The following is a 23179-nucleotide window of genomic DNA, read 5'->3' on the forward strand; positions in this document are numbered from 1 at the left end:
ACACAAATAAAATATATTCTAATAATAGACCAGAGATAGTTACTAAACCTTGCAAATTCAACGTTTTTTTATAACTTGATCTTGATCAAGCCAAGTGGCGGTGACTATGCTTTGAGGACATATGTCCTTATGTTTTTGAGGTCATTTGTCTATCCTCGCATAGCGCTATAATGAAGGCTTTGCTACTTTATATAAGTAATTTAGCACTATTAAAAGCAACTCACTTCACACAACCTATTCACTGGAACGTACAATGCAATTACCTACTGTTGATTATAAAGCTCCCGATGCGGCTGCACAATTTGTTGAATCGTTAAGAAATACTGGATTTGGCGTTTTAAAAAACCACCCAATCCCACAGTCTTTAGTTGAGTCTATTTACAAAAATTGGCAAGACTTTTTTAACTCAGAGCAAAAGCACGACTTTTTATTCTCTAAAGACACTCAAGACGGTTACTTTCCGCCTTCAGTATCTGAAGTAGCGAAAGGCTTTACAATAAAAGACATTAAAGAGTACTTCCATGTGTACCCTAAAGGTCGCGTTCCTGCAGAGCTTGAAGCTGATGTACGTGAATACTACCGTTTAGCAAGTGAATTTGCTGGCACGTTATTAAGTTGGGTTCAGGCTGAATCTCCGGCTGATGTACGTGCTAAGTTTTCGATTGATTTAAAAGACATGATTGCAGGCTCTGAGCAAACATTGTTACGTATCCTACATTATCCGCCTATGACGGGTGATGAAGAGCCAGGTGCTATTCGCGCAGCAGCCCATGGCGATATTAACTTATTGACTGTATTACCAGCTTCTAATGAGCCTGGTTTACAAGTTCAAAAAACAGATGGCGGTTGGTTAGACGTGCCATGTGATTTTGGCAGCTTAATTATTAATATCGGCGACATGTTACAAGAAGCGTCGGGCGGGTATTTCCCATCGACAATTCACCGTGTAATTAACCCAACGGGTAAAGCATCTACTAAATCGCGTATTTCACTACCGTTATTTTTACACCCGCATCCAGATGTTGTGCTTTCAGAGCGCTACACGGCAGATAGCTACTTGCAAGAACGCCTGCGTGAGTTAGGTGTTAAGTAACTCTTATACTTAGAGTAATTAAGTATAAATATAAAACGGCTTATGGCCGTTTTTTGCATTTTTAAGCAACTTGAGCACAGGTTTAATTTTATTAAGCTATGCTCAATTGCTCGCAACGTAAATAATGGCATGCATTCTTAGCTACTACAGGTATAATGCGCGCAACTGGCTAACGTAGCCTAATTTAAAAGAGAGTTTATATGAGTTTTGAAGGTTTAGGTTTATCACAGTCTTTGGTTAATGCGGTTTTAGAAAAGGGCTATGAAACGCCAACGCCGATTCAGGCTCAAGCAATTCCTGCAATTATTGAACGCCGTGATGTTATGGCAGCAGCGCAAACAGGTACAGGTAAAACAGCGGGTTTTACATTACCACTTATTGAGCGTTTGTCGTCAGGCCCTAAAGCTAAAAGTAACCACGTACGTGCACTTATTTTAACGCCTACACGTGAGCTTGCTTTGCAAGTAAGCGAAAACGTTGAAGAGTACGCTAAGCATTCGGATGTGAGCTCATTTGTAGTTTACGGTGGCGTTAAAATTAACCCACAAATGCAGCGTCTTCGTAAAGGTGTTGATATTTTAGTAGCAACGCCGGGTCGTTTAATCGACTTACATAATCAAAATGCAGTTAAATTTGATAGCGTTGAAGTGCTTGTACTCGATGAAGCTGACCGCATGTTAGACATGGGCTTTATTCATGACATTAAACGCTTAATTGCTAAAATGCCTGCTAAACGTCAAAACTTGATGTTTTCGGCTACATTTTCTGACGAAATTCGTGCATTAGCAAAAGGGTTAATTAATGACCCTGTTGAAATTTCAGTTGCTGCAAAAAATACTACTGCAAAAAGTGTTACTCAGTGTGTCTATGCGGTAGATAAAACACGTAAAACAGCATTGCTAAGCCACTTGATTCGCACTAACGATTGGCAACAAGTATTAGTGTTTAGCCGCACAAAGCACGGTGCTAACCGCTTAGTTAAACAACTAGAGCGCGATGACATTGTAGGCGCGGCTATCCATGGTAATAAATCACAAGGCGCACGTGTTAAAGCACTTGATGGTTTTAAAAGTGGTGAAGTACGCGTACTAGTAGCAACAGACATTGTTGCACGTGGTTTAGACATTGTTGAATTACCGCATGTTGTTAACTACGACTTACCAAATGTATATGAAGATTACGTTCACCGTATTGGCCGTACAGGCCGTGCCGGTGCGTCGGGTCATGCGATTTCGTTTGTAACAACAGAAGATGCTGTTGACTTATACGGTATTGAGCGCTTTATTGGTGAGCTTATCCCACGTGCTGAAGAAGACGGTTTTGAGCCTATTAACCCAGTAGCAGAGCGCGCATTAGATGCTCGCCCACTGCCGTCTAAAAAGCCTAAGAAAAAGCAGCCTTTTAATAAGCCTAAATCTGATAGCAGCAAGCCTAACAGTAAAAAGCCGAACAATGGTGGTAATGGTACCGGCCCTCGTCGTGGTGGTTCTAAAAAGCCAGCAGCTAAAACAGATGATAATGCGCAAAACCCATGGGCAAAGCGTGAATCTGTTGGCGGTAGCGGCCAACGCCGTCGTCGCACAAATAACGATTAATGATCATATTGGCGTTTAATTAATTTAGAACTTGGTTAAAGGCTGATACAAAAAACGCGCTCTCTTCTTTTGAATAAATAGAAGCAGCGCGTTTTTTATTGTCTGTAATTTGTACTTACTGTATTGCCTACCTGATTAAATAGTTAATACCCAAACCGACAAATAAAGTAACACTTACGCTAAGTAGTGTGCCGAGCATAACGTACTCGGTAAGTTTTTTATCTTTGCTTGCACTTAAATCGCCAAACCTAAATACTGACTTTGCCGCAAGTAAAAAGCCAAGCCCTGCAAATTGGTCAAGCAATATAAAGCTCAGCATAAGTACGCGCTCAAGCATACCTATGCTTTGCCCTGCAAATGGTAAGCTACCAGTACTTGAAAAGTTACTTGTTAAACGCTCTAACATCATTCTTATAAATACGGCGCTAGGACTTAAAATAATTAAATAACCGCATACCACCCACAGTATTTTGGGATCAGTGAGCATATTATTAATTGCTGCCATAAAGCTATTGTTATCAGTTAACCAAATACTGAGCGCAATAATAACGAGTATGTGCGCTATTTGATCAAGTAAAAAAGGCACCACGCCTTTATTAGAATACGATTTAGCTATATCAATAAAGTAATGGCTCAGCATAATGCTCGCCGTGGCAATTAAAACACTGCTTAGTTGCTGCCACCCGAATGTGTATTCCCACACGGTAATAATGAGTGCACTTGTTACACCATGCACTAGTACATGAAAATAAAGCTTACTGGCTTTAAAATGACGGGTATTTCTGTCGTTTACCCAACTCATAGGTTGCCAGTAAAAATCAGCGAGTAAGTGGCCAATAATAAGCGCGACCAGTAAAAGTGAAAACTCCATTATTCACCTCCTTTAATTATATTTTTTATAACGTGTTGTGTGTGCTTAATAAAGCGTTCTATAAGTTGGTAGTGCGCTAAATTTAGTAGTTTTGTTACATTTTCGCGACTTGTTTTAAGCTCTTTAGCCAGTGCCGCGTGGCTGTTGTCTGGTGATGTTAAATAGACATACAGGGCATTTGCTTGTTTTTGCGTGATTTTAGTGAGTAATACGTCGGCAAAGGCTAAATTAAGATTTAAGCTTTCATCAAGCTGCTGCTCATTAATATTAAAAACAAAGCGTTGATTACCTATTTTATCAAGGCCTTGCCCCGAAAGGGTAAAAGCAGAGCCGGTTGCTGTTTTTATATCGCTGCGTGGGTTATCTATTTGCCCAAGTGCCAAGCTTTGCCGTAGCTCATAACCTGACGATTTAAGGTGTAAATATACAAGTATGGCATTTTTAAAAAGGAGCTCAGGATTATTAACTTGTAACTGAAAGGCATCGCCTCGGTATATATTCCAAAGTGTTTGCTCCCCCGAAATGTTTCGCAAACTTTGCTCTAGTTGATAAAGCATGGCATCGTATTGCTGCTTAGGGATTGTTTGCGATTTAATAATATCGCCGCTGATCACACCAATCATAAAAATCTCAAAATGGTTACTTTTTAATATGTAACCAATATTGGTTACATAAGGGTATGTAACTAATTTAGGTTACTTAAATATAAATTGCAAGGTACACTTATTTTATAACGTTACTTTTATTGCTATTAATCCTCACTAGGACACTAAATGACTTTACAAAACGAGCAGCAAAGCACGAAACCACGCGTAGGTATTTTTGTTGATGTGCAAAATATTTATTACACGTGCCGCGAGAGTTACGGAAAAAACTTTGACTACAATGCGTTTTGGCGGGTAATGCAGGCGCAATACAATATTGAGTGTGCTTTTGCGTACGCTATTTATCGAGGTGATGAAAAGCAAAATCAGTTTCAAAATATTTTGCGTGCGATTGGTTTTGACGTAAAGCTAAAGCCATTTATTCAACGCCGTGATGGAAGTGCTAAAGGCGATTGGGATGTAGGTATAACAATAGACATGTTAGAGCAGGGTAAAAGCCTTGATAAGGTTATTTTGCTCTCTGGCGATGGTGACTTTGCTTTGTTACTTGGGCATTTAAAAAATCAATATAATGTACCGTGCGATGTATACGGTGCTGACCGGTTAACCGCTGAGGTATTAAAACAAAGCGCAGAGCAATTTCATTTAATTGATAATACTTTGCTACTTTAACAGTAAAAAATAGTTAAAAAAGTGCAAGCTAAGTGCCTGCAACATGAGAGATTTTAATACAAAGCCGTAATAGATGAATTAAGCCTTATATAGGCTTTTTTTATTACTGTAATCAATTGGGTTTGCTAAATGATTATGGTAATTTTAAAGCATAACGAGTTACCAAGGACTTACATGCTTCATTATAGCAACATGCCACTAGACAGAGGCTCAAATTTTCGTAAAGACCCATCGTGGCTTAAAGCGCAAATGTCGGCGCAAAGTAAATGGGTTTTAGTTAAAAATAATCAAACCCTATTTATTAAAGATACCCCTAAAGTAAGCTATTTAACGTATCAACAAGTGGCGCATTTAGATTTAACGAGTGCTATTTTTGTTGGTTTAAATAATGCTAAACATGGTGTGTTTGCATTGGATGTATCTGATCTGGATGAAAGCGTACTTACGCCTTTAATAGAGGGCGCTCAGTTTTTTGATATTCGCCAATATGGGCCTCAAGTAACCATTAAATATGCCTCAATAGCCGCCCTTGCGAGAGGGTTATGTTATTGGCATGCCACGCACCGTTTTTGTGGGCGCTGCGGTAGTAAAAACCGTTCAGTGGAAGCCGGGCATTCTCGTGTATGTGAAAACGAAAACTGTAAGCATCCTACATTCCCTCGTACCGATCCTGCGGTAATTATGGTCGTTACTAAAGTCTTTGCTGACGGAGTAGAGCGATGCCTGTTAGGTCGCCAAGCTGCGTGGCCCACTGGTATGTATTCGTCGCTTGCTGGATTTGTAGACCCAGGGGAGACACTGGAACAAGCTGTTGCGCGTGAAGTTAAAGAAGAGGCAGGTATAGAGGTTGATAACGTACGTTATGTTGCATCTCAGCCATGGCCGTTCCCATCGTCCATTATGCTTGGTTTTTTTGCAGAGGCGACATCTGAGGAAATTAACGTAGATAAAGAAGAGCTAGACGATGCAAAATGGTTTAGTCGTGAAGACTTAGAGCAATTTGGTAATTGGCACGAAGAAGGGGAGCATTTAAAACTGCCTAGAACCGACTCTATCTCTCGTTATTTAATTGAGCATTGGCGCACAAACCCTTAAGGATTAACAATGTCGAGTAAAAGTAATAAAAACACTCAGCTGGTATCATCAGGGCGCAAAAAAGCCTATACACATGGCGTAGTAAATCCCGTTGTACAGCGTGCATCTACCATTGTATTTGATACCGTAGCAGATTTAAAAGAAGCTGCTAAAACCCGTGGCGATAAAACGTTATTTTATGGGCGCCGGGGCACAACAACACACTTTGCGCTACAAGAAGCGATTACAGAACTTGAAGGCGGCGAAGGCTGTGCACTATACCCTTGTGGCGCGGCGGCGATTAGCCAAGTATTTTTATCGTTTTTAAAAACCGGTGATCATATTTTAATGGTTGATAACGTGTACGAACCAACTCGCGATTTTTGCGATAAAATTTTAGTGGGGCTGGGCATTACAACAACCTACTACCCGCCAACCATTGGCGCAGGTATTAAAGACTACATTCAGCCAAATACGAAAGTATTGTTTTTAGAATCTCCAGGTTCTATTACGATGGAAGTGCAAGATGTGCCTGCTATGGTAAAAGTAGCCAATGAGCATAACGTAATGACCATACTTGATAATACCTACGGCAACGGTTTGCATTATCGTCCGCTAGAGCACGGTGTTGATATTAGTATTCAGGCTGCAACGAAGTATATTGTCGGCCATTCGGACGTGATGATGGGGGTGGCTGTTGCTAATAAAAAGTACTGGCCAACCTTGCGCGAAAACTCGTACTTACTAGGGCAATGTACCAGTGCCGATGATGCGTATTTAGCGCTTAGAGGCCTGCGTACAATGGGTGTGCGTTTAAATCAACATGAAAAAGCAGCAATAGAAGTAGCTAAATGGCTTGAACAACATGAGCTTGTTGATCATATTCGCCACCCTGCATTTGAAACCTGCCCAGGGCATGAGTTTTTTAAACGTGATTTTGATGGCAGTAATGGGTTGTTTTCATTTGTGATGAAAACCGGTAATCAAAAAGCGATTGATGCATTTTTAGATAGCCTTGAGCATATTAAAATGGGCTTTTCGTGGGGCGGTTTTGAAAGTTTAGTAACCGCTAATTTAACTATGAAAGGGCTGCGTTCAAATACAGGTTGGGATTTAGGCCCGGTTATTCGCTTGCATATTGGTCTTGAAGATGTTGAAGATTTAATTAGCGATTTAAGCCAAGCACTTGAGGTTTATAAGCAGCATTTATAATTTATATCGCAATTTATGCTGTTACATTTAAATGTATTGTTACAAAGCTCACCATAGGTGGGCTTTTTTTTGCTGGTAATTCAAGGTGTTTACACTTAGTGTGGATAAATACACAGAAAATAAAAAGTCATTAAGGATAGTCAATGGCAACACCATTACCGATAAACGTAGGGCGATTAACGCAAATAGCGGGATTTGAGCTTGTACGTATGTTTTTAACAAAACGTGGACTTATTGCATTAGCAGCCTTTGCATTGGTGTGGCTAATAATACTGCGCTACCCAATAGGGCAGGCAGTAGGCATTGTAAGTGCACCCGATTTTGAGCAAATAGCCCGTGATATATCAGGCTCCATTGGTTTAAGTAAGCTGCTTGATTGGCCTGAGGCCGAATTTGCTATGTACTGGTTAATAGCCTTATATAGCTTTCCTGTTTTTGGTTTATTTATTTGTAGCGACCAAACGGTGGGCGATAGAGAGCGCGGCACACTAAGGTTTTTATCACTGCGCTCCACTCGCTTTGAAATACTGTTTGGTCGTTTTTTAGGACAATTAGCGGTATTAGCCTGCTTAGTGGGCATTACTCTTGTGGCTACGCTTGCTGTACTAGGGTTTAGAGATCCAAGTTTACTGGCTGGTGGTTTTGCCCGTGCGCTTTCTATATTTTTAATATTGGTTGTTACTCTGTGTCCATTTGTAGCACTTATGACGTTAATAAATACCTTTGCTCGCTCATCGCGTTTATCTATTGTATTGGCAATTTTATATTTTGCAGCAGGCGGTATTGTAGTTGGTATATTGCAATGGCAAATACCCGCATTAGGCTTGCTTGATTATTTATTTCCGGGTGTGCAAATAGAGTTATTAGCGGGGCAAAATTTACCATTATTAAGCGCTGTGGCTATTCCCCTTGTGCAAACTGCGGTGTTACTAAGCATTGCTCAACGTATTTTTGCAAGGAGCTCACTATGAGACCATTAATTACAGCCAGCGGTTTAAGTAAATCGTATGGTGCAAAACTTGCGCTTAATAATGTGGACTTTGAGATTAATAAAGGTGCGCCAGTGGCGCTTGTTGGGCCAAATGGTGCGGGTAAAACCACCTTATTTAGTTTGTTGTGCGGCTATATAGCGCCAAGTAAAGGCAGCCTTGAAATATTAGGGCATAAGCCAGGGAGCGCTGCTTTATTTAATAAAGTAAGTGCATTACCGCAAGACGCGCAACTTGACCCTCGTTTTAATATAGATAAGCAACTCGCTTTTTATGCAAAACTGCAAGGTATGGGTGCTAAGCAAAGTCAAACTGAGGCGCTACGTGTACTTGACTTGGTTGGCTTAAAAGAAATTGCAAAGCAGCGTGCAGGGGATTTATCGCACGGTATGCGCAAGCGCGTTACGATAGCGCAAGCACTTATTGGCGCGCCACAAATTGTAATGCTTGATGAAGCAACCGCAGGGCTTGATCCGATTCATGCCAGAGAAGTACGCGAGCTAGTATCTGAATTAAGTGAACAGGCTACGTTTATTTTAAGCTCTCACGATTTAACTGAGCTTGAACGACTATGCTCACAGGTGCTTCATTTAGATAAAGGCGTACTAAGCGAGCATCAAACAAAAACAAACAATACCGATAAACACTTTTATACATTAATGCTAAGCGAAGCTTATCAAAATGTTGAGCAACAGCTTCAAGCAATTGCAGGGGTGAGCCGGGTGTATATGAGCCAACATAAAGAATATGTTGTTGAGTATCAGCCAACGAGCGATCCACTTGATATTGCACTACTGAATTTTTGTCATCAGCAACACTGGCAGTACAGGCAGTTAGTTAATGGTCACACATTAGAGAATCAAATATTTAAACAGGAGAAAGTATAATGGGTTTACTTAGCGGACTTATGGGTAATGCAAGCGAAGTTGACGATTCTGATTTAGAGAAAATCCTCGCCAATACATTAATTGACGGCGAGCAAGTAGAAAAAGCATATAAAGTAGTACGTGATATGTTTATTTTTACTAATAAGCGCTTAATCTTAATTGATAAGCAAGGTATGACCGGCTCTAAAATGGAAATGGTGAGTATTGCTTACTCTAAAATTACCAAGTTTAGTAAAGAAAGTGCAGGCCATTTTGACTTAGATGCCGAGCTAAAAATATGGGTTGGCTCAGATCCAACACCAATTAGTAAAGAGTTTAAGTCTGGCGATAATATTAACGATGTTTATCGTATTATTAGCCAACACGCGCTTTAAGCTGCGGTACATGTTTTAAGTAGTTGTTGACTAGATGTTGCAACTACTTTAATTTTACAGTTTACAACACTTCCTTACAATTAACTTAATAAATACAACTGGTTAGTTAAGTTTTCATTCAGTTTCCTAACGTTAGCATGTGCCTCGACTTTAGCAATACAGCTAGAGCATAAAAAGCAATGTACATAGGGAAGTCTTACAATGAAAAAATTAGCAGTTATTATTTCGAGCATTTTATTATCTAGCACTGCGGCTGCTGCAGACAGCTACAATTCAATTAGTAACCTAAGCTATAAAAATAGCGATAACAACGACACCGTTGCTGTAGATTCTATTTACTACTTATCTCCTAAAAAAACTTTAGGTCCGTACGATCAGTTTGAATACATCAATAAACAAACTAACGTATATGGTGGCTACGCAGATGACGACTTTGGCGATTTAACATCAGTTGGTGGTGAATACTTCATTAATGAATTTGTTGTTGGCGCATCTTACGAAAACCTAGATCCAGATTCAGGTTCTAACAGTGAGCTTTATAAACTGACGGGTGGTTACTTTTTCAACCCTGATTTACTTGCAAAAGTAACACTAGTTGAAAACAAAGACGGCGATGATTACGCATTATTTGATTTAGCTTACAACTACATGCTAAACAGCACAGATTACGTAGGTGTTACACTTACATCAGACGACGATTTTGATTACCGTGCAGTAGCTGCTAAATACTTTATTGATTTACAGCAAGGTAACTACCTTACTTTTGAAGGTAAATACGAAAGCATTGATGATGCAGAAAACCAATGGGTAGCAGAAACTAACTACTACTTTTCAAAGGCAACATCTGTATTTGCTAACTACAACAAGCAAGACACTTACAGCTTTGGTGCTCAACACTTCATCAATAAAAATATTGGTGTAAAGGTGGGTTACGAAAACAACGCTGATGATTCTGATAACGATGCGTACTTTGCTAACATGCGTTTTCAGTTTTAATTAAGTCCCGTACTTAGTTAATACAAAAGTAATATTAAAAAGCCCGCTAAATTTAGCGGGCTTTGTCGTTTTAAATGTTTGAGCTTTTAACTATAAACTTTTACCAGTCATAATTACGGCCTTTATTATGCTCATCTAAATAACTCCTTTAAGTTATAAATAGAGTGCCATGAATGGCTAAATTGTTATTAAAGTCATTAAGTGCAGTCGATGATAATAGCTATAAAATAGTAAGTATTGGAGTTGTTTTTGCTAGTAAACAATGGTTATTGGAAAAAAACAGATAAAAATATGCACGGATACAAACCTATTTTTCATTATAAATACAGAAATAATGAATTAAATAGAGTAATTTTTTGAGAAATTAAAAAAATTTAGTGAGAGGAAATTATATTGATGAGGTTTATCGAATAATTAAGTTGTGTTCAATTTAGCGACAGTTTGTACCGTATTTGTTACTTTTTAAATTTAAATGATGACATGATATTGTCTTGTAGATTTAATGGATACTTTGTATTTACATTTGCATATAAATTATTACAACTCCGCCGGGTTTAATCTGACCTTTTATTCAGTTTTTGTTCATTTTTTTGGCGTTAGGATGCGCCCCGACTTTGGCTAGACAGCTGAAGCATCAAAAAGTAATATTTATAGGGAATTTAAAATGAAAAAATTAGCCGTTATCATTTCGAGCATTTTATTATCAAGTGCTGCAACCACTGCAATAGCCGCAGATACTTACCAATCAATCAGCCATGTAGGATATGTGGACGTAGATGGTGATGACACAGTAAGTGTTGACTCAACATATTATTTTTCTCCAAAAGCGACTTTAGGTCCTTACGATCAATTTGAATACATCAATAAGCAAACAAATGTTTATGGTGCATACAGTGATAATGATCTTGGAGATGTTACTAGCATTGGCGGTGAGTATTTTGTAGAAGATTTTGTATTAGGTGCACAGTACAATAATCTCGATAGTGATTTTGGCTCAAGCACGGATGTAATTGAACTTTCAGCTGGTTACTTCTTTAATCCAAACCTTGTATTAAAAGCTACGTTTGTTGATGTAGAAGATGCTGACAATCAGTTTGTGTTTGACTTAGCATATAACCATCAGTTAAACAGCACTGATTATATCGGCTTTACAGTAACATCAGATGATGAGTTTGATTACCGTGCAGTAGCAGCTAAGTACTTTGTTGATTTACAGCAAGGTAACTACTTGACTGTTGAAGGTAAGTTTGAAGATGTTGATGGCGGTTCAAGTAACTGGGAATTAGCATCTAACTACTATTTCAGCAAAGCAACATCGGTGTTTGTTACAGTTAATAAAAATGATGACTACACTCTTGGTGGCCAACACTTTTTCAACAACAATGTTGGTTTAAAAGCAGGTTACGGCAATAACTGGGATGCTTCTGATTATGATGCTTACTTTGCAAATGTAAGCTTACAGTTCTAATTTAACAGAAAATTAGAATATGAATAAAAAGCCCGCTCATTTGAGCGGGCTTTTTGTTCAGCGCTATTTACCAGCCGCAGTTGCGGCCTTCGTTTTGTTTATCTAAATATGTTTGTAATGGTGCAAAGTAATCGAGCATTGCTGTTGCATCCATTTGCGGCTTACCTGTTACAGTTTCAAGCGCCTCTTGCCAAGGGCGAGACGAACCCATTTCAAGCATAGCGTTTAGCTTATCCCCTGCTTCTTTTGAGTTATAAATAGAGCAGCGATGAATGGCTTTATCGTTACCGGCAATTTCACATAAGCTGCGATGAAACTCAAATTGCAAAATATGCGCTAAAAAGTAACGTGTATAAGGCGTGTTACCCGGGACGTGGTACTTAGCACCCGGATCAAAATCATTTTCGCTACGTGCGATAGGAGCTTGCACTCCTTGGTATTTTTCACGTAGTTCCCACCATGCTTTATTGTAATTTTCCGGTGCTACTTCCCCTGAAAATACCTGCCAGCGCCACTGATCAACCATTAAGCTAAACGGCACAAAGGCGACTTTATCAAGTGCCATTTTCATTAATAAACCAATATCTTTAGATTCATCAGGTACTTGTTCAAGTAAGCCGATTTCTTTTAAGTAACCCGGTGTAACCGATAAGGCAATGGTGTCACCAATGGCTTCATGAAAACCATCGTTTGCACTTTCTTGATAAAATAAAGGCTGCTTATTATATGCGCGTTGATAAAAGTTATGACCTAATTCATGGTGAATAACTGAAAACTCTTCGCCTGTGCGCTGAATACACATTTTAATGCGTAAATCGTCTTTGCTATCGATATTCCATGCTGATGCATGACACTGCACATCTCTGTCTTTTGGTTTTACAAACAGTGAACGCTCGTAAAATGTCTCTGGTAGTGCGTCAAAACCCATTGAGGTAAAAAAGTTTTCAGCCCCTTTTACCATTTTAAGTTCGTCGTAATTATTTTGAGCTAATAACTCGGTTACGTCGTAACCCGGATCGGCGTTTTCTGGTGCAACTACATCGTAAATATTACCCCATGCTTGCGCCCACATATTACCAAGTAAGTGCGCTGGTATTGGCTGATCTTGAGGTACTTTGTCGGTGCCGTACTTTTCACCTAACTTTGCGCGAACATGACAGTGTAGCGAGTTATACAGTGGTTTAACTTGGCCCCAAATACGGTCAAGCTCGGTGGTGAAGTCATCAGCAGGCATATCGTATTTACTGCGCCACATAGCGCCCGTATCGGCATAACCAAGCTCCTTTGCACCTTCGTTGGTCAGCACTACTTGTTGCTCGTAAAGTGAGCGCATTGGTTTTGATATTTGACGCCAGCCTTGCCATAAATCAAGTAGTTCGTTGTAATCTCGGCTGGTGGCCATTTTTGAAGTCATGTCGCCAAGGCTTAAACAGGTGCCGTCTTCTTTACAGTATTTACCTTTACCGTATAGCCCGCCAAGCTCTGCGACAATTTGTGAAAGTTGCGCTGTTTTATCAGCGTCTTGTGGGGCAGGAAGTGTAAGTGCTAGTTTTAGTTTATCAAGCTTACGGCGAGCATCGTAATCAAGCTCTAGTTCGTCGTATTTTGCAGCTTCATTTGCTAAACGCACGACTGTTTCGGTCATTTTACGGTTAACTTCAGCCGATAGAGCCGACGTATCATGAGTAATAAAGTTTGCGTAAATCCATTCTGCACGGCTCGATTCTAAATAAAGTGCACTTAGTTCTTTTTCTGTGTTTGTTATAAATGTATTTGCATCTTTAGCTGTTACAGCTTTTTTAGTGTGTGCTGAATTGGTAGTGTCTATCGTTACTTGCGCATCGCAGGCTGTTAAAGCAAGAGTACTTGCTACCATTAAGGCGCTCATACTTAGTTTAAATCGAAAGGGGGTCATGCTATTCCTTTAATTTATTGTTATTAAAACGTTGATAATAGCAGTGATGTTTAAAACAATAAAATGAATGCGTTAAGGCTCACGACTCGTCGTGCAATGATTGTATTTAAATTAAGATGGGTCATAATTAAGTTACTATTTTCATTCAATGTGTAAGGAATGTGCGCATGTTAATATTTATAATATTGCTGGTCGTGGTGGTGGTTATTTTTGCGGTTAAAGATATTCGCCTAAACTTGATTAGTCGTCCTACGTTTAAAATGTTCAAAAAGGTGCTTCCGCCATTATCGCAAACAGAGCGAGAGGCGATGGAAGCAGGTGATGTTTGGTGGGATGGTGAGTTATTTAGTGGTAACCCAGACTGGCAAAAACTGCACCGCTTTCCTAAACCAGAGCTTAGCGATAAAGAAAACGCATTTATGGCTAACCAAGTCGAAACCTTATTGGCGATGCTTGATGATTATCAAATTGTACAAAAAGACAAAGACTTACCAAAAGAAGTGTGGGATTACCTAAAAATAGAAGGTTTTTTTGCGCTGATCATTCCTGAAAAATTTGGCGGTCGTGAGTTCTCGGCAATTGCTAATTCAACGATAGTATCAAAAATTTCGACTAAAAGCTTAACAGCCGCAGTCACTGTTATGGTGCCTAATAGCTTAGGTCCGGGCGAGTTACTTCTTCACTATGGTACTAAAGAGCAGCAAGATCGTTGGCTGCCAAGTTTAGCTAATGGTACAGATGTTCCTTGTTTTGCATTAACGGGACCTGAGGCGGGCTCTGATGCTGGCAGTATTCCTGATTCAGGCGTGGTGTGTATGGGTGAGCATAATGGCGAGAAAGTAATGGGCCTGCGTTTAAATTGGTCAAAGCGTTACATTACACTTGCACCCGTGGCTACTGTACTCGGCTTAGCATTTAAAATGTATGACCCTGATGCTTTATTAGGTGATAAGAAAGAGCTAGGCATTACATGTGCTCTAATACCAACCGATCATCCGGGTGTTGAAACGGGTGAGCGTCATTATCCGCTTAATATGGCCTTTATGAATGGTACCACTTACGGTAAAGATGTATTTATACCACTGGACTGGATCATTGGTGGACAAGAGTGTGCAGGGCGTGGCTGGAGAATGCTTGTTGAGTGTTTAAGTGCAGGGCGTGGTATATCACTACCAGCATTGAGTGCAGCAACTGGACATTTAGCTTCAAAAATGACATCGGCATATGCCATGGTACGCCAGCAGTTTGGTGTATCTATAGGGCAGTTTGAAGGTGTGCAAGAGGCACTTGCACGTATTGGTGGTTTAACTTACACACTTGAGTCGTGCCGATTAATGACCGCAGGTGCGATTGATTTAAAATTAAGCCCGTCGGTTGTAACCGCGATTGCTAAATACCATATGACTGAAATGGGTCGTACGGTAATGAACGATGCAATGGATATTCATTCAGGTAAAGGAATTCAAGTAGGGCCTAATAACTATTTGGCGCATGGCTATATGGGTATTCCAGTATCAATTACGGTTGAAGGCGCGAATATTTTAACGCGTAACTTAATGATATTTGGCCAAGGTGCAACACGCTGTCATCCATTTGTTTTAAAAGAAATGGAAGCCGCTGCAATGGAAGATGACGACGCAGCACTTGAACAATTTGATGGTTTATTAATGAACCATATAATATTTGCAGCAAGTAATGCAGGTATGGCATTTGTGCATGGCTTAACACGTAGTTATTTTGCTAAAGCGCCTGTAGGTGGTGAAACGGCTGTTTATTATAAGCAACTGAGCAGAATGAGCCGAGGCTTAGCTATTTGCACAGACGTGGCTATGTTAATGCTTGGCGGTGAGCTTAAACGAAAAGAAATGATATCGGCACGTTTGGGTGATGTATTAAGTCATTTGTACTTAGCATCAACTGTTTTAAAACGTTATGAAGACGAAGGGCGCCAACAAGCTGATTTACCATTTGTAAAATATGCTATTGAGAACTCATTATTTGAAATTGGCCAAGCGTTTAATGGCTTCTTTAAAAACTTTTCAAACCCGGTTGTTAATTTTACCCTTAAACGTATCGTCTTCCCGCTTGGAAATCATTACCACAGACCAAGTGATGAAATTGCACAAAGTATTTGTGAGCGTATGACTCAACCGGGTGTATTTAGAAACCGCTTAACGCATTTATGTTATGTAGATGAAAATGCAGGTACAGGGGTCATGGAAAGCGCATTTTTAGCTATGCATGATATGCAGGCGCAGTTTAAAGACCTAAAACAATGGCAGCGTAAGGGCAGTGTGCCTGCAACGCTTGATATTGAAGGCGCTATAAATTATGCGCTTGAAAATAAGTTATTAGAGCAAACGGATGCTGATGCAATGCATCACGCTAATAAGTTACGAAAGAAAGCCATTGCAGTTGATAATTTTCAACCAGGTGAGCTGTAGCGCAGTACTTTAAATACTAGGGCGTGATGACCCTTCGTGGTTGAATTTGCAGCAGGCTGTTTGGTTTTTAGGCAAGGCAGAGCCTATGTAGTGTGGTTATTCCCCATAAATAGGCGATAACGCAGCATAAATGCCAAACATGCGCTGCCCTTTGGGTTCTTTCTAGGGACGATTAACTCTTTGTTGCTCGGTTTTTACTTAGCCCACTAGGTTACAAACCTCGCGCCGCGATTAAATCGCCCCTAGATTGAACAAACTTCAATCCACAAAGATCAACACGCCCTAGCTAAAGCGAAAAAGGCCTTACAAATGTAAGGCCTTTTTATGTTTAATTCATTTATTTTAACGAGCGTAAGGGTCGGCAACTATTTTATCTATGTACCATTTGCCCTTTTTACGAAGCATTTTTACACTGCGCATTTCGTCAATTTTATCACCATTTAAATAGCCGGTAAAAATAAGGTTTATTTTGGCGTTATCACCGTATTGTTCACGGATGCTCATATTGGTCATATCAACTTCAATGGTTACTTCATCATATTGCATATTTACTAAGTTACGGGAAAACTGTTTTGCAGTGCCGTAGGATTTCATGATGCGCGTAAGATTGGGTGTTGCCATGGTGCTGGCTTTTTGAAGGTCTTGCTGGTTATAAAGCGCATCAAAATAAGCGGTTGCTGTATCGCCAGGAGTGTCGCCAAGTGTTTTGGTATCGTCTCCACAGGCTGATAAAAATAAACAGATAACCAAACTTAATAAACTCGTGATTTTTTTCATATTAGTTATTATTAATTAGTTTTTTTAAAGTGTGTGGTTTATCTAGGAAGATGTAAAGGTATGGGGGGCAATAAATAGAAAATTGGATAATAAATAATAAAAAAGGATGCCTAAAGCATCCTTTTAAAAATCTTAAAATTACTTATTGTACTAACTCTTGCTCACTAAATTCTTCATCAAACATTGGGCTTGATAAGTAACGCTCAGTTGCACTAGGTAGAATAACAACAATATTTTTATCTGCGTTTTCAGGTTTTTCAGCAATTCGCTTAGCTGCAACAACCGCAGCACCTGACGAAATACCGACTAAAATACCTTCTTTTTTCATTAACTGATGCGCCATTGCAATTGCGTCTTCGTTAGATACAAGCTCGGCACCATCAATTAAGTCCATATCTAAGTTGCCAGGGATAAAGCCAGCACCAATACCTTGGATTTTATGAGGGCCAGGTTTAATTTCTTCACCGGCAAGCGTTTGGCTAATAACAGGAGAGTTAGTTGGCTCAACAGCAATAGACTTAACGTTTAAACCTTTTTCTGTTTTAAGGTAGCGGCTAACACCTGTAATAGTACCACCAGTACCTACACCTGCTACAAAAAAGTCTACTTTGCCGTCAAGCGCATCGTAAATTTCAGGGCCTGTTGTTTCAAAGTGAATTTTTGGGTTTGCAGGGTTTTCGAATTGTTGTAATAAAATATACTTATCAGGTGCTGTTGCTTGAATTTCTTTTGCTTTTTCAATTGCGCCATTCATACCTTTAGCACCGTCGGTAAGCACTAGATTTGCACCTAATGCTTTTAATAGCTTGCGACGTTCTAGGCTCATGGTGTTTGGCATAGTAAGTGTTAACTTGTAACCACGTGCTGCTGCAACAAATGCAAGTGCAATACCGGTGTTCCCCGATGTTGGTTCTATAAGTTCTTTACCTTCAACAAGCTGACCTGATTTTTCAGCTTCCCAAATCATCGATGCACCAATGCGGCATTTGATACTAAAGCTTGGATTACGAGATTCAACTTTAGCGTATACATTCCCACCTGTAACACGGTTAAGTTTTACCAGCGGTGTATTACCGATGCTTAGTGAGTTATCTTCAAAAATAGTAGACATAATGTTCCTTTGGATGCAATCTGATCAACGTGTTAATAGCCTTTGCTACTAACTATATAAACACACTTTACTGTGAGTTTAAAAAAACTAAAGTAAAGTTTGGCTATAACATATATCTATTGGGCTTATAACCAGCCGAAATAAAAATCAATTATTAACGGTGCTTTAGTTATTATAGGTGCGGGCTTAATTTGAAATTTAAAGAGTAAAAACTCGTTTAGTCAAAAAATGTTCGAAAGAGCATTGGATCAAGCTGTATTTGTTCGTTATTTGTGCATATGAATGTAACTTGAATAGTTTTATCACACAATGCGTCTAAAACATGATAAAAACACGTATCTAAATTCAATTAAGCAATCACAATGAAGTTAATCTTAAAATTAATTGCCGGTATTGTGGCCGGTATCTTAGTCGGACTGTATGTACCTATAACTGGTGTTGAACTTTTATTTACAGTAAAAGAGCTGATTGGTCAAATTATCTCCTTTACCATCCCTCTTATCATTTTATTTTTTATTGCATCGGGTATTGCTGGCCTACCAAAAGGGTCTGGTCACTTACTTGGTAAAACAGTCGGGTTTGCTTACAGCTCTACCATTATTGCAGGTACGCTTGCATTTTTATTAGTAAGTGCTGTTATACCTTTTTTAAGTGGTGGCATTACATTTGAAGCAGAAGTTGCTACTGAAATAGGTAGTTTTATTGATTTAGAAATTCCACCTCTGATGGGTGTAATGACCGCATTAGTGACTGCTTTTGTATTTGGTATAGGCATGAGCCAACTAGAACTTGATACGCTTAAAAAGGTATCTGATCAGGGTCGTGATGTAGTGGACGGGTTATTATCGAAAGTAATTATTCCAGCTTTACCATTTTACATTGCTGGCGTATTTGCCGAAATGACGGTGGCAGGCACTGTGGTAGATACGTTGCAAACATTTGGTGTAGTACTAATTGCAGCGCTTGTTATGCATTGGTTATGGCTAAGCGTTTTATATATAGCGACAGGTATATTGTTAAAACGTAATCCAATCGAATTAGTTAAAAATATGCTACCAGCTTACTTTACAGCGTTAGGTACTATGTCAAGTGCAGCAACGATTCCAGTATCGCTTCAATCAAGTAAAGCAAATAACGTTAAAGAAGATGTAGCTAACTTTACAGTGCCACTTTGCGCGACTATTCATTTATCTGGCTCAACTATCACTATAGTAACCTGTGCAATGGCTGTTATGTTTTTATCGCCAAGCATGGAAGTTCCTTCATTGATGGGTATGCTGCCATTTATTATGATGTTAGGTGTAGTAATGATTGCAGCACCGGGTGCTCCAGGTGGTGCAGTCATGTCGGCGCTTGGTTTATTAACAAGCATGCTTGGGTTTAATGAAGGTGCTGTTGCATTAATGATTGCACTTTATTTAGCACAAGATAGCTTTGGTACTGCGTGTAATGTAACGGGTGATGGTATCATTGCATTATGGGTTGACAGATTTAGCGAAAAATCGTCATCTTAAACTATTAGAGCGAGGCAATAATATTAATTATTGTTTCGCTTTATGTATGTTACTGTGGCAAATTAATTTAATTAAATTGCATGTTGTTAGGTAAGTGAGGATGTTCCATTGATTAATGTACTTTTAGTTGATGACCATGAACTTGTACGAACAGGAATCAAGCGTATTCTTGATGACGTACGAGGGTTTAAAGTAATTGGCGAAGCTAAAACTGGCGAAGAGGCTGTACAGTTTTGTCGTCAGCATGCGCCAAACATAGTATTAATGGATATGAATATGCCAGGCATGGGCGGATTAGAAGCGACTAAAAAGATTTGTCGTTACTGCCCAGATGTAAAAATTATTGTGCTTACTGTTAATTGTGAAGACCCGTTTCCGAGCAAGGTAATGCAAATTGGTGCACATGGCTTTTTAACTAAAGGTGCAGGTTCTGATGAAATGGTTCGTGCCATTCGTTGTGTTCATGCTGGTCAGCGTTACATTGCACCTGAAATTGCACAGCAGATAGCGCTTGCACAAGTGACAGGCCGCACAGATGAAAACCCTTTTCAGAGTTTATCTGAGCGCGAACTGCAAATTATGCTTATGATCACCAAAGGTGAAAAAGCACAAAATATAGCTGAACGCTTAAATCTAAGCTCTAAAACAGTAAATAGCTATCGTTACCGTATGTTTGAAAAGTTAAATGTAGGTGGTGATGTTGAGCTTACCCATTTAGCTATTCGTCATAAAATGATTGATATAGACGTTTCGTACTAACTATAATTTATGTCTGAATTCGATCACGTACATTTTCTCAAAACGCTATCAAGTGAGCCGGGCGTATACCGCATGCTTGATAGTGACAACCAAGTTATTTATGTTGGTAAAGCAAAGCATCTAAAAAAGCGTGTGAGCAGTTACTTTAGAAGTAACATTACCGATAGCAAAACACGCGTTTTAGTGAGTAATATTTGTAACATTGAAGTCACCCTCACCAATACTGAAACCGAAGCGCTGCTGCTAGAAAATAATCTAATAAAAAAATATCAGCCTCGGTACAACATATTATTACGCGACGATAAGTCGTACCCCTATATTTTACTCACTAGCCATAAACACCCTCGTTTAGCATTTCATCGTGGCAGTCGTAAAATTAAAGGTGAGTACTTTGGGCCTTTCCCAAGCGCAGGAGCGGTATCTGAAAGCTTGCGCTTAATGCAAAAAATATTTCCTGTTCGTCAATGTGAAGATGCTTATTACCGCGCAAGAAGTCGCCCGTGTCTGCAATATCAACTTAAACGTTGCTCAGCTCCATGTGTAAATAAAGTAACTGATGATGATTACAGTGAGCAAGTTGACTATGTTCGTAAATTTTTAACGGGTAAATCTCACGAAGTTATTGCTGATTTAATAAAAAAAATGGAAGCAGCCAGCCTGCAATTAAACTTTGAATTGGCGGCAAAAGTTCGCGACCAAATAATGCTACTTCGTAAAATGCAGGAGCAACAGTCTATTTCTGGCAACTTTGCAGAAATGGATGTTGTCGGTTTTGCGCATTTAAACGGGTTAAACGGCATTCATTTATTAATGATCCGCGATCATAAAGTACTTGGTAGTAAAACCTATTTTCCAAAAGTACCTAAAGATTCGAGTGAGCAAGAAATATTGACTTCATTTTTAGGACAGTACTATTTAGCGCCAGGAGCAACAGGGCGTATTGCAAAAGAAATCATATTACCGTTTGAAATAGAAGAGAGCGGGGCACTCGGCGAAGCGCTTACACAAATAAGTGAGCGCAAAGTAATCCTTAAAGTGGTCACTCGTGGTGAGCGTGCGCAATACTTACAACTGGCCAATAAAAATGCATTAAACAGTATTGCGGTTAAACAAAGTACCCAAGACTCTATTAATAAACGTTATGCACAATTAAAAGCAACACTGCGACTTGACGATATTACCCGAATGGAGTGTTTTGATATAAGCCACACCATGGGGGAGAACACCGTTGCAAGTTGTGTTGTATTTGACTCACAAGGCCCAAATACAAAAGAGTATAGGCGCTACAACGTAACAGGTATTACAGGTGGCGATGATTATGCTGCAATGGAATTTGCACTTAACAAGCGCTATAACAAGTTAGTAGACGAAGACAAAATTCCAGACGTTATCTTTATTGATGGCGGTAAGGGGCAGTTAGGACGCGCTGAGCAGTACTTTTCTAATTGGCCGCACACTAAAATGCCTTTATTAGTCGGTGTTGCAAAAGGAACGAGTCGTAAACCCGGTCTTGAAACACTATTGATTGACGGTGGACGCAAAACCATTCCGATGGATTCAGATGCGCCTGCGCTTCATTTGATTCAGCATATACGTGATGAGTCTCACCGTTTTGCTATTGCAGGGCATCGTAATAAACGACAAAAACAACGTACACAATCACTACTAGAAGAAATAAATGGAGTAGGTTCTAAGCGTCGCCAAACATTATTAAAATATTTAGGGGGCATGCAGGGTGTAAAAGCTGCTAATATAGAACAGTTAAAGAAAGTTCCTGGGATCAGCCCTGACATGGCTGAGAAGATATTTAACCATTTGCATGACAAGGGCTAGCCCTACATGCGAATATAGCAAAAAAGACATATCCAAGTAGTTATGTGGAATATTCCAAACACACTCACAACATTTAGACTTTTTCTTATCCCCGTTTTTTTGGTGATATTTTATTTGCCTTATAGCTGGGCTTTTTTTGCTGCCGCCTTTATTTTTTGGCTTGCATCGATCACCGATATATTAGACGGTTATTTGGCAAGAAAGCTTGAGCAATCAACTCCTTTTGGTGCTTTTTTTAGATCCTGTTGCTGACAAAGTAATGGTATGTGCTGCACTTGTAGCGTTATCTGATCAGTACCAGTCAATGTACATGACAATACCTGCTCTTATTATAATAAGCCGTGAAATTATCATATCTGCACTTCGTGAATGGATGGCAGAGCAGGGTAAGCGTGGTAATGTAGCTGTATCAAATATGGGTAAAATAAAGACGGCTGCACAAATGTTAGCCATTATCGGTTTGATTTGGCAATATGATACGTGGATGAACTATTTAAGTTTTGGACTACTGTACATTGCGACCTTTTTAACCTTGAGTTCTATGATGCAATATTTACGTGCAGCATGGGGTGAATTGACTAAAAATTAACTCTAAATGTATAATAACGCACCGTTTTAGATAAAAAACAAGCAAACAGTTCAAAACTAGCATTTTTTGTATTGACGCGTTTAATAATCTCTGTAGAATGCGTCCGTGTTGAGAGGGCATAGCCCCCGAGATAAACAAAACGGTAATTAATCAGTTACCTGAATGTTCACATAAATCATCATGTGTTAATTCAAATAACTGATAAATAAAATGCGGTACTAGCTCAGTTGGTAGAGCGCGACCTTGCCAAGGTCGAGGTCACGAGTTCGAGCCTCGTGTACCGCTCCAAGTTTATCTCAAGGTTATTACTCCAGTATTGGGGCGGAATGGCAGAGTGGCCATGCACCGGATTGCAAATCCGTTTACCTCGGTTCGACTCCGGGTTCCGCCTCCATTTCAAC

19 protein-coding genes, 2 tRNA genes and 1 pseudogene are annotated in these 23179 nt (G+C 39.5%); 17 read left to right on the top strand and 5 right to left on the bottom strand.

Annotated elements, in window-relative coordinates; translation table 11 throughout:
• Nucleotides 1-253: 253 nt before the first annotated feature.
• The gene (locus tag P20429_RS00960) at nt 254-1093 is read left to right on the top strand and encodes an isopenicillin N synthase family oxygenase (RefSeq protein ID WP_007586986.1); all 840 of its coding nucleotides are present in this window, start codon (nt 254-256) and stop codon (nt 1091-1093) included.
• Between the two features lie 200 nt (nt 1094-1293).
• On the top strand, nt 1294-2688 hold the full coding sequence (locus P20429_RS00955; RefSeq protein ID WP_007586988.1) for a DEAD/DEAH box helicase: 1395 nt from the start codon (nt 1294-1296) through the stop codon (nt 2686-2688).
• 127 nt (nt 2689-2815) lie between these two features.
• Here P20429_RS00955 and P20429_RS00950 read toward each other — a convergent pair whose 3' ends face one another.
• Both P20429_RS00950 and P20429_RS00945 read right to left on the bottom strand, forming a co-directional pair.
• Entirely contained in the window at nt 2816-3559 is a 744-nt protein-coding gene (locus P20429_RS00950) for a DUF3307 domain-containing protein (RefSeq protein ID WP_007586989.1), read from the bottom strand.
• The gene (locus tag P20429_RS00945; RefSeq protein WP_007586990.1) at nt 3559-4182 is read right to left on the bottom strand and encodes a hypothetical protein; all 624 of its coding nucleotides are present in this window, start codon (nt 4180-4182) and stop codon (nt 3559-3561) included. The genes P20429_RS00950 and P20429_RS00945 overlap by 1 nt, the downstream gene beginning before the upstream one ends.
• 150 nt (nt 4183-4332) lie before the next feature.
• On the opposite strand from P20429_RS00945, the gene P20429_RS00940 reads away from it, so the two are divergent.
• The 8 genes from P20429_RS00940 to P20429_RS00905 all read left to right on the top strand — a co-directional run bounded on the left by P20429_RS00940 (nt 4333) and on the right by P20429_RS00905 (nt 11836).
• Entirely contained in the window at nt 4333-4836 is a 504-nt protein-coding gene (locus P20429_RS00940) for an NYN domain-containing protein (protein WP_007586991.1), read from the top strand.
• Between the two features lie 174 nt (nt 4837-5010).
• Nucleotides 5011-5931: an NAD(+) diphosphatase gene (gene nudC, locus P20429_RS00935; RefSeq protein ID WP_007586996.1), complete on the top strand. Its 921-nt coding sequence runs from the start codon at nt 5011-5013 to the stop codon at nt 5929-5931.
• Between the two features lie 9 nt (nt 5932-5940).
• On the top strand, nt 5941-7122 hold the full coding sequence (locus tag P20429_RS00930) for a cystathionine beta-lyase (protein ID WP_007586998.1): 1182 nt from the start codon (nt 5941-5943) through the stop codon (nt 7120-7122).
• A gap of 143 nt (nt 7123-7265) precedes the next feature.
• A complete protein-coding gene (locus P20429_RS00925; RefSeq protein ID WP_007587000.1) occupies nt 7266-8093 on the top strand; it encodes an ABC transporter permease in 828 nt (275 codons plus the stop codon).
• Nucleotides 8090-8998 carry an ABC transporter ATP-binding protein gene (locus P20429_RS00920; protein ID WP_007377980.1) on the top strand — a complete coding sequence of 303 codons (909 nt, stop codon included), beginning with the start codon at nt 8090-8092 and terminating at the stop codon, nt 8996-8998. Before P20429_RS00925 ends, P20429_RS00920 begins: the two co-directional genes overlap by 4 nt.
• Nucleotides 8998-9372 carry a PH domain-containing protein gene (locus P20429_RS00915; RefSeq protein WP_007377979.1) on the top strand — a complete coding sequence of 125 codons (375 nt, stop codon included), beginning with the start codon at nt 8998-9000 and terminating at the stop codon, nt 9370-9372. Before P20429_RS00920 ends, P20429_RS00915 begins: the two co-directional genes overlap by 1 nt.
• Before the next feature lie 201 nt (nt 9373-9573).
• Nucleotides 9574-10368, top strand: a complete 795-nt coding sequence (locus P20429_RS00910) for a putative porin (RefSeq protein ID WP_002962833.1) — start codon at nt 9574-9576, stop codon at nt 10366-10368.
• 664 nt (nt 10369-11032) lie between these two features.
• A complete protein-coding gene (locus P20429_RS00905; protein ID WP_007587006.1) occupies nt 11033-11836 on the top strand; it encodes a putative porin in 804 nt (267 codons plus the stop codon).
• Between the two features lie 67 nt (nt 11837-11903).
• Here P20429_RS00905 and P20429_RS00900 read toward each other — a convergent pair whose 3' ends face one another.
• The gene (locus P20429_RS00900; protein WP_007587007.1) at nt 11904-13751 is read right to left on the bottom strand and encodes a M2 family metallopeptidase; all 1848 of its coding nucleotides are present in this window, start codon (nt 13749-13751) and stop codon (nt 11904-11906) included.
• Between the two features lie 167 nt (nt 13752-13918).
• Here P20429_RS00900 and P20429_RS00895 point away from each other — a divergent pair, with 167 nt between their 5' ends.
• Nucleotides 13919-16195, top strand: a complete 2277-nt coding sequence (locus tag P20429_RS00895; protein ID WP_007587008.1) for an acyl-CoA dehydrogenase — start codon at nt 13919-13921, stop codon at nt 16193-16195.
• Nucleotides 16196-16537: 342 nt separating this feature from the next.
• Here P20429_RS00895 and P20429_RS00890 read toward each other — a convergent pair whose 3' ends face one another.
• Nucleotides 16538-16972, bottom strand: a complete 435-nt coding sequence (locus P20429_RS00890; protein WP_007587009.1) for a hypothetical protein — start codon at nt 16970-16972, stop codon at nt 16538-16540.
• 142 nt (nt 16973-17114) lie between these two features.
• On the bottom strand, nt 17115-18083 hold the full coding sequence (cysK, locus tag P20429_RS00885) for a cysteine synthase A (protein WP_002963138.1): 969 nt from the start codon (nt 18081-18083) through the stop codon (nt 17115-17117).
• Nucleotides 18084-18445: 362 nt separating this feature from the next.
• Between cysK and P20429_RS00880 the strand changes: the two genes are divergently transcribed.
• From P20429_RS00880 to P20429_RS00860, 6 genes and pseudogenes are all read left to right on the top strand, one after another.
• Nucleotides 18446-19597 carry a dicarboxylate/amino acid:cation symporter gene (locus tag P20429_RS00880; RefSeq protein WP_007587010.1) on the top strand — a complete coding sequence of 384 codons (1152 nt, stop codon included), beginning with the start codon at nt 18446-18448 and terminating at the stop codon, nt 19595-19597.
• Between the two features lie 108 nt (nt 19598-19705).
• The gene (gene uvrY, locus P20429_RS00875) at nt 19706-20356 is read left to right on the top strand and encodes a UvrY/SirA/GacA family response regulator transcription factor (protein ID WP_002963136.1); all 651 of its coding nucleotides are present in this window, start codon (nt 19706-19708) and stop codon (nt 20354-20356) included.
• Between the two features lie 9 nt (nt 20357-20365).
• The gene (gene uvrC / locus P20429_RS00870; RefSeq protein WP_021032122.1) at nt 20366-22189 is read left to right on the top strand and encodes an excinuclease ABC subunit UvrC; all 1824 of its coding nucleotides are present in this window, start codon (nt 20366-20368) and stop codon (nt 22187-22189) included.
• Between the two features lie 42 nt (nt 22190-22231).
• A pseudogene (gene pgsA, locus P20429_RS19975) lies at nt 22232-22778 on the top strand (CDP-diacylglycerol--glycerol-3-phosphate 3-phosphatidyltransferase).
• 212 nt (nt 22779-22990) lie between these two features.
• Nucleotides 22991-23066 (top strand) — tRNA-Gly (locus tag P20429_RS00865).
• A gap of 32 nt (nt 23067-23098) precedes the next feature.
• Nucleotides 23099-23172 (top strand) — tRNA-Cys (locus P20429_RS00860).
• Nucleotides 23173-23179: the final 7 nt, after the last annotated feature.

It is taken from the genome of Pseudoalteromonas sp. BSi20429 (assembly GCF_000238895.1).
Taxonomy (GTDB): domain Bacteria; phylum Pseudomonadota; class Gammaproteobacteria; order Enterobacterales; family Alteromonadaceae; genus Pseudoalteromonas; species Pseudoalteromonas arctica.